Below are 13938 nucleotides of genomic sequence, written 5' to 3'. Positions count from 1 at the left end.
TATTAATTGCAAGCGATTTGCATTTAGCGTCGAATTATTCGCACGCGGTCATCGGAAAATTCCATTTGGCAGCGAATTGTGATGTGTGCGCTAATGCACACATTGGTAAGTATTTAATAAATTGGGTTGTTAAGCAATAGTTGTCACCATGACCATAGTCGCACTGGGTATTAATCACAAAACGGCCTCCGTTGATTTACGAGAGAAAGTCGCTTTTTCGGCGGAGCAGTTAGATCGTGCACTACAGCAACTCACCATGCAGGACGAGTTTGCTGAGTCCGTGATTGTTTCAACCTGTAATCGCACCGAAATTTACTGTTCGCTTGAAAGTGGCACACCGGAGCAAGTGTTGCACTGGTTGGCTGAATTCCACCACCTCGATATCGAAGAGCTTAGCGACAATGTATACAGCTATGCTCATAACGAAGCGATTCATCACTTAATGAAAGTTGCGTGTGGGTTAGATTCCCTCGTTTTGGGTGAGCCACAAATATTAGGGCAAATCAAACAAGCCTATGCCAGCGCTAAAAGAAATGGTGGCGTAGGGGTGTTGTTTGAGCGCTTGTTTCAGCGCACCTTCTCTGTGGCAAAGCAGGTCAGAACAGAAACCAATATAGGTGCAAGTGCCGTATCTGTGGCTTACGCTGCAGTGAATTTAGCAAGGCACATTTACGGACAGTTAAATAACACCAGCGTATTATTAATCGGGGCGGGAGAAACCATTGAATTGGTTGCTCGTCACATTCACCAGCATTCTCCAAAGACGATGACGGTGGCCAACCGTACGCTCGACAGAGCCCGTAACCTTGCTGATGAGTTTGCCGCTGGGGTTATCTCTCTGGCTCAGTTGCCAGAGCAACTAGCCAAAGCGGATATTGTCATCAGTTCTACCGCCAGTACGCTACCCATTATTGGTAAAGGGGTGGTGGAACAGGCGCTGCGAACCCGTAAAAACAAGCCTATGCTGTTTATTGATATCGCGGTTCCTCGTGATATTGAGAGCCAAGTTGCTGAATTAGATAACGCCTACCTTTACTCGGTAGACGATTTACAAGCCATCGTTAATGAAAACATGGCGACGCGAGAGCAAGCGGCAGAAGAAGCTCAGGGCATTATTGCCCAAAAAGTAGATGAATTTTCAAACTGGCTCAAGTCGCTTGATTCAGTTGATATTATCCGCGACTACCGTAACGATGTAGCGCAAACCAAAGAACAACTTCTTGAAAGAGCGTTAAGCCAGTTAGCAAGCGGCAAGGAACCAGAAAAAGTGATGGTTGAACTTGCCAATAAGTTAACAAACCGTTTGATGCATGCACCGACTAAGGCAATTAAAGATGCCGCTGAAAAAGGTGAGATTGGCCAATTGGCGCAAATGAAGAAGATGTTAGGAATTAATCAGGAATAACAAATAGATGAAAGAGTCTGTATACCGTAAGTTAGAGTCCTTAGTAGAGCGTTATGAAGAAGTTCAAGCGCTGCTTAGCGATCCAGAAGTGATTGGTAATCAGGACCGATTCCGAGCTCTATCAAAGGAGTATTCGGAGCTTGAGCAAGTTGCAAAGACGTTCACTGCGTACCAACAAGCGCAAGAAGACGTGGCGACTGCTGAAGAAATGTTAAAAGACTCAGACCCTGACATGCGCGAAATGGCGCAAGAAGAGTACAAAGAAGCAAAAGCGCAAATCACAACCCTTGAAGATGATTTACAAGTGCTGATGCTTCCTAAAGATCCAAAAGACAATAACAACGTCTTCTTGGAAGTACGTGCCGGAACAGGTGGTGATGAAGCGGCTATTTTCGCTGGTGACTTATTCCGCATGTATAGCCGTTATGCCGAGTCACAAAAGTGGCAAGTTGAAATTGTCAGTGCGAATGAAGGCGAGCACGGCGGTTACAAAGAAGTGATCGCTAACATTAAAGGTGATGGTGTTTACGGCAAGCTGAAATTCGAATCAGGCGCACACCGTGTACAACGTGTACCAGAGACTGAATCGCAAGGCCGAGTGCACACATCAGCGTGTACCGTTGCGGTCATGCCTGAAATTCCTGAAGCAGAAGCGATTGAGATTAATCCAGCAGATATTAAGGTTGATACTTTCCGTGCGTCAGGTGCCGGTGGTCAGCACGTTAACAAAACTGACTCAGCGATTCGTATTACGCACTTACCAACGGGTGTTGTAGTTGAATGTCAGGACGAGCGTTCACAGCATAAAAACCGCGCTAAAGCGATGTCAGTACTTGCCGCTCGACTAGAGCAAGCTGAGGCTGAAAAGCGTCAAGCTGCAGAAGCTACGCAACGGCGCAACCTAGTCGGTAGCGGTGACCGTTCAGAGCGTATTCGTACTTACAACTATCCACAAGGCCGAATCACAGATCACCGTATCAACCTAACCCTATATCGCCTGAATGAAATCGTTGCGGGTGAACTAGGATCGGTGATTGATCCCTTGTTGCTTGAGCACCAAGCAGATCTCCTTGCGGCGATGGGAGACGAATAACTTGTCAACAATGCCATCAATTGATGCCGCATTGAAAGCAGCAACAATACAGCTTCAGGCTCTCAGCGACTCACCCAAATTGGATGCCGAAGTATTGTTGCTCCATGTTCTCGATAAACCACGCAGTTACCTTTTCGCTTGGGGGGATACCCCCCTGAGTGATGAGCATCATCACCAATTCCAACAGTTAATAGCTCAACGCCTCCAAGGGCACCCAGTTGCTCACCTCACTGGAATACGCGAATTTTGGTCGCTGCCCCTGTTTGTAAACAACAGCACATTAATCCCTCGCCCAGATACCGAAACACTGGTGGAACAGGCTCTTGCACTGCCATTACCGGACAATGCGCGAGTCTTGGATTTAGGCACCGGCACGGGCGCCATTGCGTTGGCTCTGGCATCCGAACACCCGCAGTGGTGCGTGCATGCAATTGATGCCAGTGCAGATGCGGTGGAGCTTGCTCGGAAAAATCAGCAAAATCTAGCGCTCAGTAATGTAGAAATCATTCAAAGCGACTGGTTTAATGCCCTCAATGATGTTAAATATGAGTTAATAGTTAGCAACCCTCCGTATATTGATGAGCACGACCCTCATCTTCAACAAGGCGACGTTCGTTTCGAACCTCTGAGCGCACTTGTTGCCGGCGATAATGGGCTTGCTGATATCGAACACATTATTTGCAATGCTAAAGCGTATCTCGTTGAAGGTGGCGTATTGATGTTTGAGCATGGTTTTGAACAAGGCGAAGCAGTGCGCAACCTCTTCACTAAGCATGGCTATAAAAACCCGCGCACTGAGCGTGATTTGGGCCAAAATGACCGAATTACCTTGGCTGAACTAGCATCTTAAGCCTATGCTTAGTGAGTGACTTTGGTTGTTGATTTTTAAAAGGAACTAACATGTCCGAAGACTTTTTATTCAGTGATGAAGAGACTGAAGAAGTCGAGCAAGAGCCTTCTGGCAGCTGGAAAATACTCATCGTTGATGATGAACCAGAAGTCCATGCTGTGACCAAGCTGGCGTTGAGTGACTTTGAGTTCCAAGATAAAAAGCTTGAATTTATTAGCGCTTATTCCGGTGAAGAAGCCAAGCGGTTAATCGAGCTGCACAACGATGCAGCAATTGTTTTGCTCGACGTGGTCATGGAAACAGACGACGCGGGTTTGCGTGTGGCTGAGTTTATTCGTACCCAAGCAAATAATCAGCATGTGCGCATCATATTGCGTACCGGGCAACCTGGCCAAGCTCCAGAGCGTCAAGTCATCATCAATTATGATATCAACGACTACAAGTCTAAAACTGAGCTTACCGCACAAAAGCTATTCACAGTTGTGATGGCGAGCTTACGCTCCTACCGTGACATTCTCGCGATTGAACAATCGCGACAAGGTCTGGAAAAGATCATCACCGCGTCTCGCGATCTATTTTCTGTTCATTCATTAGAGAATTTTATTCAAGGCGTGATGCAGCAACTGACCTCATTACTGGGCTCAGTTGAGGAAGCGATGTATGCCACGACTTTAGTTGCCAGCACGCCTCAAAACAATGGCACTAAAGCGCACGAACTCGTAGTGTTTGCTGGGCGAGGCGAATTTGAACAGTGCGAAGGCAAGCCCTTAAAAGAGGTGCTTAATGACGAGCAATATGCAGCGTGTACGCAGGCCTTATCTGAGCAAGGCATTGTTTATAAAGACAATTACTTATTTGCGCATTGCCTGAGTAAGTACAACAATAACGCCATGCTGTATATGTCAGGCGTACCAAAAGAGCTCACTCCAACGCAGCGCAATTTAATAGAGATATTCACACAGAATGTGCAAATTGCATTTGAAAATGTGCAGTTGCAATCTGAAATCGAAAACACTCAGCAAGAACTTGTTTGGCGATTAAGCGAAGCGCTTGAGCAGCGCAGTAATGAAACAGGCAACCACGTTCGCCGTGTTTCTCATATTTGTTATGAGTTGGCTAAGGGCTATGGCTTGAGCGAGCTCGAAATGGACTTGGTCCGTGACGCTTCCCCTTTGCACGATGTGGGCAAAGTGGGTATTCCCGACGCTATCTTACATAAGCCAGGAAAGCTTGACGACGATGAGTGGGTGGTGATGAAAAGCCATGCTCAACGTGGTTACAATATCTTGGCGAACTCTAAACGCCCATTGGTTGAAGCTGGCGCTATTATCGCCAAAGAACATCATGAGTGGTGGGATGGTAGTGGTTATCCTGAGGGTAAGAAGGGTGATCAAATCCATATTTATGGCCGTATAGTTGCCCTTGCAGATGTCTATGACGCGTTGAGGCATAAGCGCTGTTATAAAGAAGCATGGGGTGTTGAAGAGGTCGTCGCTGAAATAAAACGCCTCAGCGGGGTGCAGTTCGACCCTAAACTTGTCGAAATTTTTGAAAGTAAATTGGACGTGTTTGAACAAATACTTGCACGTTTACCAGATTAAGGAAATATATGGATTACATGGCATTGAAGCACACTCATGTGTTGTTTGTAGTTTTGAGTGTAGTGCTGTTTTATACCCGCGCATTTTCGCGTTTAGGCAGTGGAAAAATTGCCGCTAACAAAGGTGTGTTCATCACCAGTCACATAGTTGATACCTTACTTTTGCTCAGTGCCGTTGGCCTATTAATCGTCGCGAGTATGAATCCACTGACAATCCCATGGTTGTGGCAAAAAATCATCTTGGTGGTTGGGTATATCGTCATTGGTTTTAAACTATTAAAAGCGCAAACCAAGCAACAGAAATTATTATGGTTGGCTGTGAACACCGCTATATTGCTTGCAATTGGCTATTTAGCAGGCACTAAATCTGCATTTTTCTGAGCCTAATCAATAGCAAAAAAAGCGCGGCTGGTATGCTGCGCTTTTTTGTTTGGCACTGTGGTTAGAATGTGAATCTAGCTCAAGCAGTATAACGGGCTTTACTATGGTGCAAAATGACCCGAAATCTTCCTTTAATGATGTTCAAATTGGTATCTTTGTCTGATCCTAGGTAAACTAGGCGCCAATTTACAGTGCGTGAGAATGACCTATCTATGTCTGATGTTTGGTTAGATGACCAATTTGATTTAGAACACAGCTACAGCGTGAGTGCGATTAAGCGATGCGTTGCAGCGCAATCGCAATGGCAAGCACAAGCTAAGGTGCAAGACGCGTATGATCAACTAGCGCAATTCACTCAAGAAGCGGTATCAATTAGCCAACGCTTTGATGACCAACACCAAGCGCTTAACGCTGTAGTTGACTGTTTTTACACCCATTGGGGGTTTAGTGGTACGCAGCAAGATGTGCCCGAGTTTCGTTTGAACAGTGTATATTTCACTTTGCTTTATCGCACTGGAAACTCACTGGCGTTAGGGATCGTGTTGCATGGTATTTTAAGTGATATCGGTTTTGATGCAGAGTTAGTATTAGTTGACCAAGCCGTGATGGTTCAAGTTAACTTTAGCGAACAAGAACATTACCTTATTGAGCCTGCATCTGGGCAGCAGCAATGGTACTTACAGCCAGAAAATGAAGAAGCAGATCACAGCCCAGAACTTCTTGTAGAAGAAGAGATTTATAAGCTATATCTGGCACACCAAAAATGGGCATTTATTGCTGCTGAGCGTTTTGGTAGCGCACTAGCGTGTGCGGATTTATTGCTGGACTTAATTGGCGACGATCCTTATGAACGTCGTGACCGTGGCTATTTGCTTAACCAAATAAATCGTCCTGAATTGGCAAAGGAAGATTTGAGCTTCTTTGTCGACGAATGTCCGGATGACCCCGGCATTGAAATAGTGCGTCATCAAATCGACGAACTTGAAAATAACAATAATACGCTTCACTAAGTTAGGAAGGAATTTTTATGACTCAACCTCATGAGGGTTTGATCACCAACCCTGCGGTGACCATGGGCTTGCTGGCCATCATACTTGGGCTGATTTTTAAAACAGCACATAGCCAAAATCACTTCTGGCGTAAGTTTTACAAGTATGTACCGGCATTGCTACTGTGCTATTTCATCCCGTCGTTATTGAATACCTTCGGTATTGTTGATGGCAAAAGTGCAGATGCTGTTTACCACGTTGCATCACGTTATTTACTGCCTGCATGTTTGATTTTGTTAACAATTAGCATTGATTTAAAAGCCATTTTGAACCTAGGCCCAAAAGCACTGATTATGTTCTTAACCGGTACTGTGGGTATCGTTATCGGTGGCCCTTTGGCGATCCTCGTTACCAGTGCAATCAACCCTGACATTGTTGGTGGTCATGGTCCTGATGCCGTATGGCGAGGTATGACGACTATTGCTGGTAGCTGGATTGGTGGTGGTGCCAACCAAGCGTCGATGAAAGAGATGTTTGAGGTGGGCGGCGATATCTTCTCCGCTATGGTAACGGTGGATGTCATCGTTGCGAACCTATGGATGGCTGTTTTGCTGCTTATGGCGGGTAATCACAAAGCCATTGATGCGCGCACGGGGGCTGACACCTCAGCCATCGAAGATCTGAAAAAACGCGTAGAAGCCTACCATGCAGAACATGCACGTATGCCAACACTCAATGACTACATGACTATTATTGCCATTGCCTTTGGTATCACCGGCCTTGCGCACTTCTGTGGTGATATTCTTGCGCCGTATTTCAACCAATTTGCGTGGGCTCAAGAATACAGCCTCAACAGCAAGTTTTTCTGGCTAATTGTCATTTCAACCACTATTGGTATTAGCTTATCCTTCACTCGTGTACGTCATATTGAAGCATTTGGTGCCTCAAAAGTGGCATCAAGCTTCTTGTATATCTTGGTAGCGTCAATCGGCTTACACATGAATATCACTGCAATTCTAGACACACCTTGGTATTTCTTTATTGGTGTGGTGTGGATGCTTACACACGCCGCCCTAATGTTAATTGTGGCTAAATTTATTAAAGCGCCGCTGTTTTATATGGCTGTTGGCTCACAAGCTAATGTGGGCGGTGCTGCTTCAGCGCCTGTGGTGGCATCAGCATTCCACCCATCACTTGCCCCAGTGGGTGTGCTATTAGCCGTGCTAGGCTATGGTGTGGGTACGTACATGGCCTATATTTGCGGACTGATCATGCAATCAGTTGCTTCTTAAGGATATCAAAATGACGATTAAACAAATCAACATCGGTGCCATTGAACTGGCCAATGATAAACCGTTCGTACTGTTCGGTGGCATGAACGTGCTTGAGTCTCGCGATCTCGCGATGCGCATTGCAGAGCATTATGTAGAAGTAACAACCAAGCTCAATATTCCTTATGTATTCAAGGCCTCTTTTGATAAGGCGAACCGCTCGTCTATTAGTTCTTACCGTGGCCCGGGTATGGAAGAAGGTCTAAAGATTTTTGAGGAAATCAAAAACACCTTTAATGTGCCTTTGATTACCGATGTACACGAACCATATCAAGCTGCGCCCGTTGCCGAAGTAGTGGATGTGATTCAATTACCAGCGTTTTTGGCGCGCCAAACTGATTTGGTAATGGCGATGGCAAAAACAGGCAATGTGATTAATGTGAAAAAGCCACAGTTTTTAGCGCCACATGAAATGCGTCACATCATCAATAAGTTTGCAGAAGCAGGAAATGAAAAAGTGGCGCTTTGTGAGCGCGGTACCAGCTTCGGTTACAACAACCTTGTGGTTGATATGTTGGGTATGGATGACATGAAGACTATGGCGCCAGTTATTTTCGATGCGACACACGCGTTGCAACGCCCAGGTGGTCGCAGCGATAGTGCTGATGGTCGTCGAGCGCAAGCAGCTGAGTTGGCTCGCAGTGGTATGGCACTTGGCATTGCTGGCTTATTCATTGAAGCGCACCCTAATCCAAATGAAGCCAAGTGTGATGGCCCGTGTGCATTACCATTAGCTAAACTGGAAGGCTACTTAGCGCAGATGAAAGCGATTGATGAGTTGGTAAAGAGCTTTGCGCCCCTTGATACCAGCGCAAGCGATTTGTAATTACTATAATTACTTTGTTTCTTTATCTAAACCAGCGCCATGCGCTGGTTTTTTATTGAGTAATTGTTCGTCATAAAGACGAGGGTAATCAGAGAAGTAATGCCCTAACCAGTCATTCTGGTGCTGTTTATACTGCTCACTGGGCAAAATGTCATTGATGAGTATCTTATTAATCTGCTCTAAAAATGTCTTTGCGAAGTCATCAGGAGCTTGTTCGGAGCAGCCTATCGCGCCGAGGACAAATTCATTTTCTGTGCCTGAAATCATCGTACTTGCGAGTAGGTTTTTTCCTTTTAGTTTATTGTAGTAATCAGCGATAAAAGGGTAGTCAATGCCGTAGTCTATACGGTTGTTTATTAACATATCACCGAGCACAGCGGCTTGATCTGTTGAGCGGTAATTGAACGACACGGTGTCTATATCCTTGATGTTGTCCAATAAGCTTTGCACCCAATGCGTGTACTTTCTACCTCGGGCCTGTCCATAACGAAACTCCTCATCTGCTAATAGTGACTGTAAAACGATAGGATCATGAAATTTATCGGTCAGACTACGCTTGGTTTTAACTGTACTCACTACGGATAAAGGAGGATATACATTGGTACTGACCGAAAATCTCACCACTGGGCTATTGGTGCGTTTAATCAGGCATGGCGCACATACATTCTCGCCCTGCTCGAAAAAAGCGCGCAACCGCACTTGAGGCAGGGTAATGACTTTGTGATTGTAGTCGGGTGTTCGTGCAATAAGCTCATCCATAAGAACATCACAAATGCCGCTTTGATCTTCACCTTGGGCAATTGAAAAAGGTGGCGCATCCATCTTAAGCCACGTCACATTGGCGCTTTGTGCAAACCCAGAAAAGACAACAAACAACACTGACAATGTAAACTTCATACAACCAGACTAAGCGCTTGGAGGGATTGAGTCTATAAATTATAGCTCTGACCAGCGCTAAGGTATCAATTCGATTCATATATTGGCGGCTTAATAAATAAGGATGAGAAACAATCTCCCGCGGTCCACTTACTTCTATTCGTGTTCGGTGCTTGGAAGGAGCTTCTCTTGGTATACCCCATCAAAGTCCTTGAAGTATTTTTTCAACCAATGCTGTTGATGAGCTTGATATCTTTGGCTTGGGAGGATCTCATTAATGATGATGGGATTGATGGTTGCTAATACGCTCTCAGCGAAGTCATTAGGCGCTCTGGTAGCACAACCTACGGCACCTAAAATGATGCCACTGTGACGTTCATTAACGAGCGTAGATGCTAGTAGCTGTCGGCCGTTTATTTGGTTGTAGTAATCAGCAATAAATGGGTAGTCGATTCCATAGTCAATGCGATCGTTGATTAACATATCTCCCAACGCGGCAGCTTGGTCATCCGCCCTATAGTTAAGAGCGACCTCTTGTTCAGAGCGAATGTTGCGTTTGAGCGATTGAATTGTCTCGCTGTACCGCCGCGCGACACTTTGACCATAGCGCAATGTTGGGTCAGCGAATAAGGAGGGCAGTGAAATGGGATTGCCGTGCTTTCTTATCAATTCGGATTGCTTTTCTACTTTGCTGATTACGCGGTATGGCGGATAGATACTTGTCGCAACCGAATATTTATATAGGAAATTATCAGGCTTTTTTATCATGCAGGGATAACAAAGGTTTTTCCCTTGCTCAGAGTATCTATTGATACGTGCTTGAGGCAACGCTATAACTTCGTGTTTGATGTTAGGTGTTCTTTTTATGATTTCATCCACGAATAAATCGCACACACCCAAGGGTTCACTGTCTGCAGGCATATTAAAGGGAGGTGCATTCGTTTTGACCCAAGTAATACTAAGACTTTGGCAAGAAAAAGAGAGGATAAAACAAGTTATTAAAGCGAATGTTCTCATTAACAAATGTGGTAACTACTGTATCAATTCAAAGGTAAATCAATAATAGCCGCATTTTAAAAAAATATGCGTTAAGCACTTCAATTGGCTTATAAAGTTCCTTTGTATATAATCAATTCAAATAAAAAAATCTAATGTGTAGAACATGGCTCGTCGACTCCCCCCACTTAATTCACTTAAGGCATTTGAAGCCGCTGCACGGCACTTAAGCTTTACTAAAGCAGCGGAAGAACTCTATGTCACTCAGGCTGCGGTGAGCCATCAAATTAAAACCTTAGAAGAGCACCTTGGATTAAAGTTATTTTTACGAAAGAATCGCTCGCTATTACTAACAGAAGAGGGGCAGGGTTACTTTCTCGATATAAAAGAAATTTTTGCTCAGCTTGTGGATGCAACCGACAAGCTGTTGGCACGGGGTGCTAAAGGGTCGTTGACGGTAAGCCTGACGCCAAGCTTTGCCATTCAATGGTTGGTACCTCGACTGAGCTTATTTCATGAAAAGCACCCCGACATCGATGTACGAATCAAAGCCCAAGACCAAGACGAGAACTCACTACAAGACGATGTTGATGTGGCGATTTACTACGGTCGAGGTCATTGGAGTGGCGTAGAAACCCACAAGTTGCACACCGAGTATTTAGTGCCTTTGTGTAGCCCTATGCTGCTAACGGGACCAAAGCCATTGAATGAGCCGCAAGATTTGCAAAACCACATCCTCCTGCACGACACCACTCGACGCCCATGGAAAGTGTGGATGAAAACGGCGGGTGTTAGAAATGTGCAAGTAAATCAAGGGCCAATCTTCTCACACTCTTCCATGGCGATGCAGGCTGCGGCGCACGGACAAGGGGTGGCGCTAGGTAACTTAGTTTTGGCTAAACCTGAGATTGACGCGGGTCGTTTAATTGTGCCTTTTAATCACTCTTTAGAGAGTAAAAATGCCTATTACTTGGTGTTTAGAGAATCACAATCAGAGCTGGGCAAAATTGTGTCCTTTAAAGAGTGGATGCTTGGGCTCGTTGAAAAAGAACAGGAACAGTATTAAATGCAGTGGATTCAAGCAGACAAACCGGCCGCTCAATTTATTTTTGCACACGGAGCCGGAGCAGGAATAGACAGCGACTTTATGCAGGAAATCGCCAAGTTAATGGCACAGCAGGGGGTATCGGTAGGGCTGTTTGACTTCCCATACATGCAAAGAGCGAAAGCTGAAAACAAGCGCCGACCTCCTGATCGTGCCGACAAGTTATTGGCAAGCTTTAATGATGCTTTGTCATCGGCTATGCAAGGTCTGCCGCTATTTATTGGCGGCAAGTCAATGGGTGGGCGTATGGCGAGTATGCTTGTTGCGCAGTCTGATAGTGAGATGGTTGCGAGTGTTGGCGGTATTATCGCGTTTGGCTACCCGTTTCATCCGCCCGGTAAAAAAGACAAACTCCGCGTTGCCCATTTTGGTGATATCAATGTGCCGTTTTGTGTTATTCAGGGAGAGCGAGACACCTTTGGAAAACAAGATGAACTTAGCTTACTCGCCGATACATCTCCGGCGGTCATTCATTGGTTAGCTGATGGCGATCACTCTTTGGTGCCACGTAAAAAGAGTGGAATTAGCCAAGAACAAAATTGGCAACAAGCAGCAGATATTGCCGTGGCATTCATTAAGGAGCAGGTGTGAGTCAGATATTTTTGATAGTAGGCGCGATTTTCGCCGGTCTCAGTGTTATACTCGGCGCCTTTGCCGCTCATGGCTTAAAAAGCCGTCTCAGTGAATATGCCCTTGGGGTCTTTCAAACCGCGGTAGAATACCAAATGTATCATGCACTTGGCCTCATATTAATTGGTCTCCTAGGAAAAATGGGAATGCAATTAAACATCAGTGGCTACTTTATGATTGTGGGTGTTCTATTATTCAGTGGTAGTTTGTATGCCTTAGCTTTAACAGGTATCAAATGGTTTGGGCCAATTACACCAATTGGCGGCGTGTGCTTTATTGTCGCTTGGGCGGCGATGGTTGTTAAACTCTTACAGATGAAATAAGTCATTACCATGTCCTGTATCGTTATTTATTGTCGCGCTGGTTTCGAAAACGATGCCGCTGCAGAAATTACTCATCACGCTGCCAACCTAGGTGTTGGTGGTTATGTGAAGACCAAGCCAAATTCTGCGCTGGTGGCTTATCACTGCTATAGCCATGATGAAGCTGAATATCTTTTGAAAAAGATCCCATTCAAGGACATGGTGTTCGCACGTCAGTGGTTTGTGGGTAAGCAAATTTCAAAAATGCCTATCGATGATCGAGTGGGCAGCATTTGTGAGGCTGCGAAGGAATTCCCTTTATGTGGTGAACTTCGCGTTGAGACACCCGATACCAATGAAGGTAAAGAGCTGTCTAAATTCTGTAAGAAGGTCAGTAACCCGCTTGCTAAGGCGCTGGAAAGCCAAGAAACTTTATTGCGTCAGCAGGTGAAAAACCGTCCAACATTACATGTGCTATTTATTGCAAACGACACAGCTTATGTGGGTTATTCATTTAGCTTTAACAACTCGCCATTGTTTATGGGTATCCCGCGTCTACGTTTCCCTAAAGATGCGCCAAGTCGCTCAACGTTGAAGCTAGACGAAGCATTTATGACTTTTGTGCCGGAAAGCGAGCGCGAAGATCGTGTTGCATCGGGCATGAGAGCGGTGGACTTAGGTGCTTGCCCTGGCGGTTGGACATACCAATTAGTCCGTCGAGGCATGTTTGTGCAAGCAATTGATAATGGCCCAATGGATCAGGCGTTGATGGAAAGCGGCCAAGTAAAACATTATCGCGAAGACGGCTTTAAGTTCCGTCCTGAGCGTCGCAATATCAGCTGGTTAGTGTGTGACATGGTAGAAAAACCAAGTCGTGTAACCGAGCTAATGATTGATTGGGCGGTGAATGGTTTTGCCAAAGAGCTTATTTTCAACTTAAAGCTGCCAATGAAAAAGCGCTTTGATTGTGTGTATGAAAACATGCAGCGCATTCGTGACGAATTGCACGAGTATGGTGTGAAGTTTAATCTACAGGCTAAGCACCTATATCACGACCGTGAGGAAGTGACGGTGCACCTAGAAGTACTACGCGTGCCACAAAACGTGTACAGCTAAATAGCATAGTCAAAGAAAAGCCAGAGTTAGCTCTGGCTTTTTTTATGCCATAACATCAGCTTGCTCACAAGCCAGCTCGCTGCGCAAATGCCAAGGACATCGGCACTTAAGTCGATCAAATCAAAGGTGCGAGTAGCAACGAAGGCTTGGCTAATTTCCTCACCCAATGCAAATGCAAAAACAGCTATTGCGCCCCAGTAAAGTCTGACTTTGTTGGCAATGAAAAAGTGTTTCGCCTTAAGCGCTAAACTTGCTAGTAAGGTTAAGGTGCCGAACAGCACGAAGTGGCCAATTTTATCGCCATAAGGCAAGGCCTTAACCAAATCAAAAAACACACTCGATTGGCCAGTATTGGCTAGGTAAATGATCCACAGCAGGAAGCTAAAAAAACTCACTGCTGCGATGGTCATAAACGGATAAAACTTCCCTTTCATCAAA

General features: G+C 45.3%; 15 protein-coding genes. 12 read left to right on the top strand and 3 right to left on the bottom strand.

Translation table 11 applies throughout. The annotated features are described in order from the left end of the window. Positions 1-148 precede the first annotated feature (148 nt). The 8 genes from hemA to kdsA all read left to right on the top strand — a co-directional run bounded on the left by hemA (position 149) and on the right by kdsA (position 8475). On the top strand, positions 149-1405 hold the full coding sequence (hemA, locus tag V1358_RS05610) for a glutamyl-tRNA reductase (RefSeq protein WP_347390974.1): 1257 nt from the start codon (positions 149-151) through the stop codon (positions 1403-1405). A 7-nt stretch (positions 1406-1412) separates the two neighbouring features. Beyond that, positions 1413-2498, top strand: coding sequence for a peptide chain release factor 1 (prfA, locus tag V1358_RS05605; protein WP_347390973.1), 1086 nt, complete (start codon positions 1413-1415; stop codon positions 2496-2498). Between the two features lie 10 nt (positions 2499-2508). Continuing rightward, positions 2509-3348: a peptide chain release factor N(5)-glutamine methyltransferase gene (prmC, locus tag V1358_RS05600; protein WP_347393168.1), complete on the top strand. Its 840-nt coding sequence runs from the start codon at positions 2509-2511 to the stop codon at positions 3346-3348. A gap of 50 nt (positions 3349-3398) precedes the next feature. Next, entirely contained in the window at positions 3399-4949 is a 1551-nt protein-coding gene (locus V1358_RS05595; RefSeq protein WP_347390972.1) for a DUF3369 domain-containing protein, read from the top strand. An 8-nt stretch (positions 4950-4957) separates the two neighbouring features. After that, on the top strand, positions 4958-5329 hold the full coding sequence (locus tag V1358_RS05590; protein ID WP_347390971.1) for a SirB2 family protein: 372 nt from the start codon (positions 4958-4960) through the stop codon (positions 5327-5329). A 212-nt stretch (positions 5330-5541) separates the two neighbouring features. After that, positions 5542-6339, top strand: coding sequence for a tetratricopeptide repeat protein (locus V1358_RS05585; protein WP_347392868.1), 798 nt, complete (start codon positions 5542-5544; stop codon positions 6337-6339). A gap of 17 nt (positions 6340-6356) precedes the next feature. Then, positions 6357-7610 carry a DUF819 family protein gene (locus tag V1358_RS05580; protein ID WP_347392867.1) on the top strand — a complete coding sequence of 418 codons (1254 nt, stop codon included), beginning with the start codon at positions 6357-6359 and terminating at the stop codon, positions 7608-7610. A 10-nt stretch (positions 7611-7620) separates the two neighbouring features. Beyond that, positions 7621-8475 carry a 3-deoxy-8-phosphooctulonate synthase gene (gene kdsA, locus V1358_RS05575; RefSeq protein WP_347390968.1) on the top strand — a complete coding sequence of 285 codons (855 nt, stop codon included), beginning with the start codon at positions 7621-7623 and terminating at the stop codon, positions 8473-8475. Between the two features lie 9 nt (positions 8476-8484). Here kdsA and V1358_RS05570 read toward each other — a convergent pair whose 3' ends face one another. Then, positions 8485-9372 carry a hypothetical protein gene (locus tag V1358_RS05570; RefSeq protein WP_347392866.1) on the bottom strand — a complete coding sequence of 296 codons (888 nt, stop codon included), beginning with the start codon at positions 9370-9372 and terminating at the stop codon, positions 8485-8487. A 135-nt stretch (positions 9373-9507) separates the two neighbouring features. Then, positions 9508-10119: a hypothetical protein gene (locus tag V1358_RS05565; RefSeq protein WP_347392865.1), complete on the bottom strand. Its 612-nt coding sequence runs from the start codon at positions 10117-10119 to the stop codon at positions 9508-9510. A 394-nt stretch (positions 10120-10513) separates the two neighbouring features. Between V1358_RS05565 and V1358_RS05560 the strand changes: the two genes are divergently transcribed. The 4 genes from V1358_RS05560 to rlmM are packed head-to-tail and all read left to right on the top strand — an operon-like array spanning position 10514 to position 13500. Then, positions 10514-11413, top strand: a complete 900-nt coding sequence (locus V1358_RS05560; protein ID WP_347392864.1) for a transcriptional regulator GcvA — start codon at positions 10514-10516, stop codon at positions 11411-11413. Then, positions 11414-12043, top strand: coding sequence for an alpha/beta family hydrolase (locus V1358_RS05555; RefSeq protein ID WP_347392863.1), 630 nt, complete (start codon positions 11414-11416; stop codon positions 12041-12043). Next, positions 12040-12405, top strand: a complete 366-nt coding sequence (locus tag V1358_RS05550; RefSeq protein WP_347392862.1) for a DUF423 domain-containing protein — start codon at positions 12040-12042, stop codon at positions 12403-12405. Before V1358_RS05555 ends, V1358_RS05550 begins: the two co-directional genes overlap by 4 nt. A gap of 9 nt (positions 12406-12414) precedes the next feature. Next, positions 12415-13500 (top strand): 23S rRNA (cytidine(2498)-2'-O)-methyltransferase RlmM, encoded by a 1086-nt coding sequence (gene rlmM / locus V1358_RS05545; protein ID WP_347390962.1) that lies wholly within the window; start codon positions 12415-12417, stop codon positions 13498-13500. A 26-nt stretch (positions 13501-13526) separates the two neighbouring features. Here rlmM and V1358_RS05540 read toward each other — a convergent pair whose 3' ends face one another. Next, positions 13527-13934, bottom strand: coding sequence for a VanZ family protein (locus tag V1358_RS05540; RefSeq protein ID WP_347392861.1), 408 nt, complete (start codon positions 13932-13934; stop codon positions 13527-13529). Between the last annotated feature and the right edge of the window lie 4 nt (positions 13935-13938).

This window comes from Pseudoalteromonas pernae (assembly GCF_039831865.1).
Lineage (GTDB): Bacteria > Pseudomonadota > Gammaproteobacteria > Enterobacterales > Alteromonadaceae > Pseudoalteromonas > Pseudoalteromonas pernae.
The sequence above is the reverse complement of the archived record's forward strand: the minus strand, read 5'-3'. Positions and strand labels throughout refer to the sequence as shown.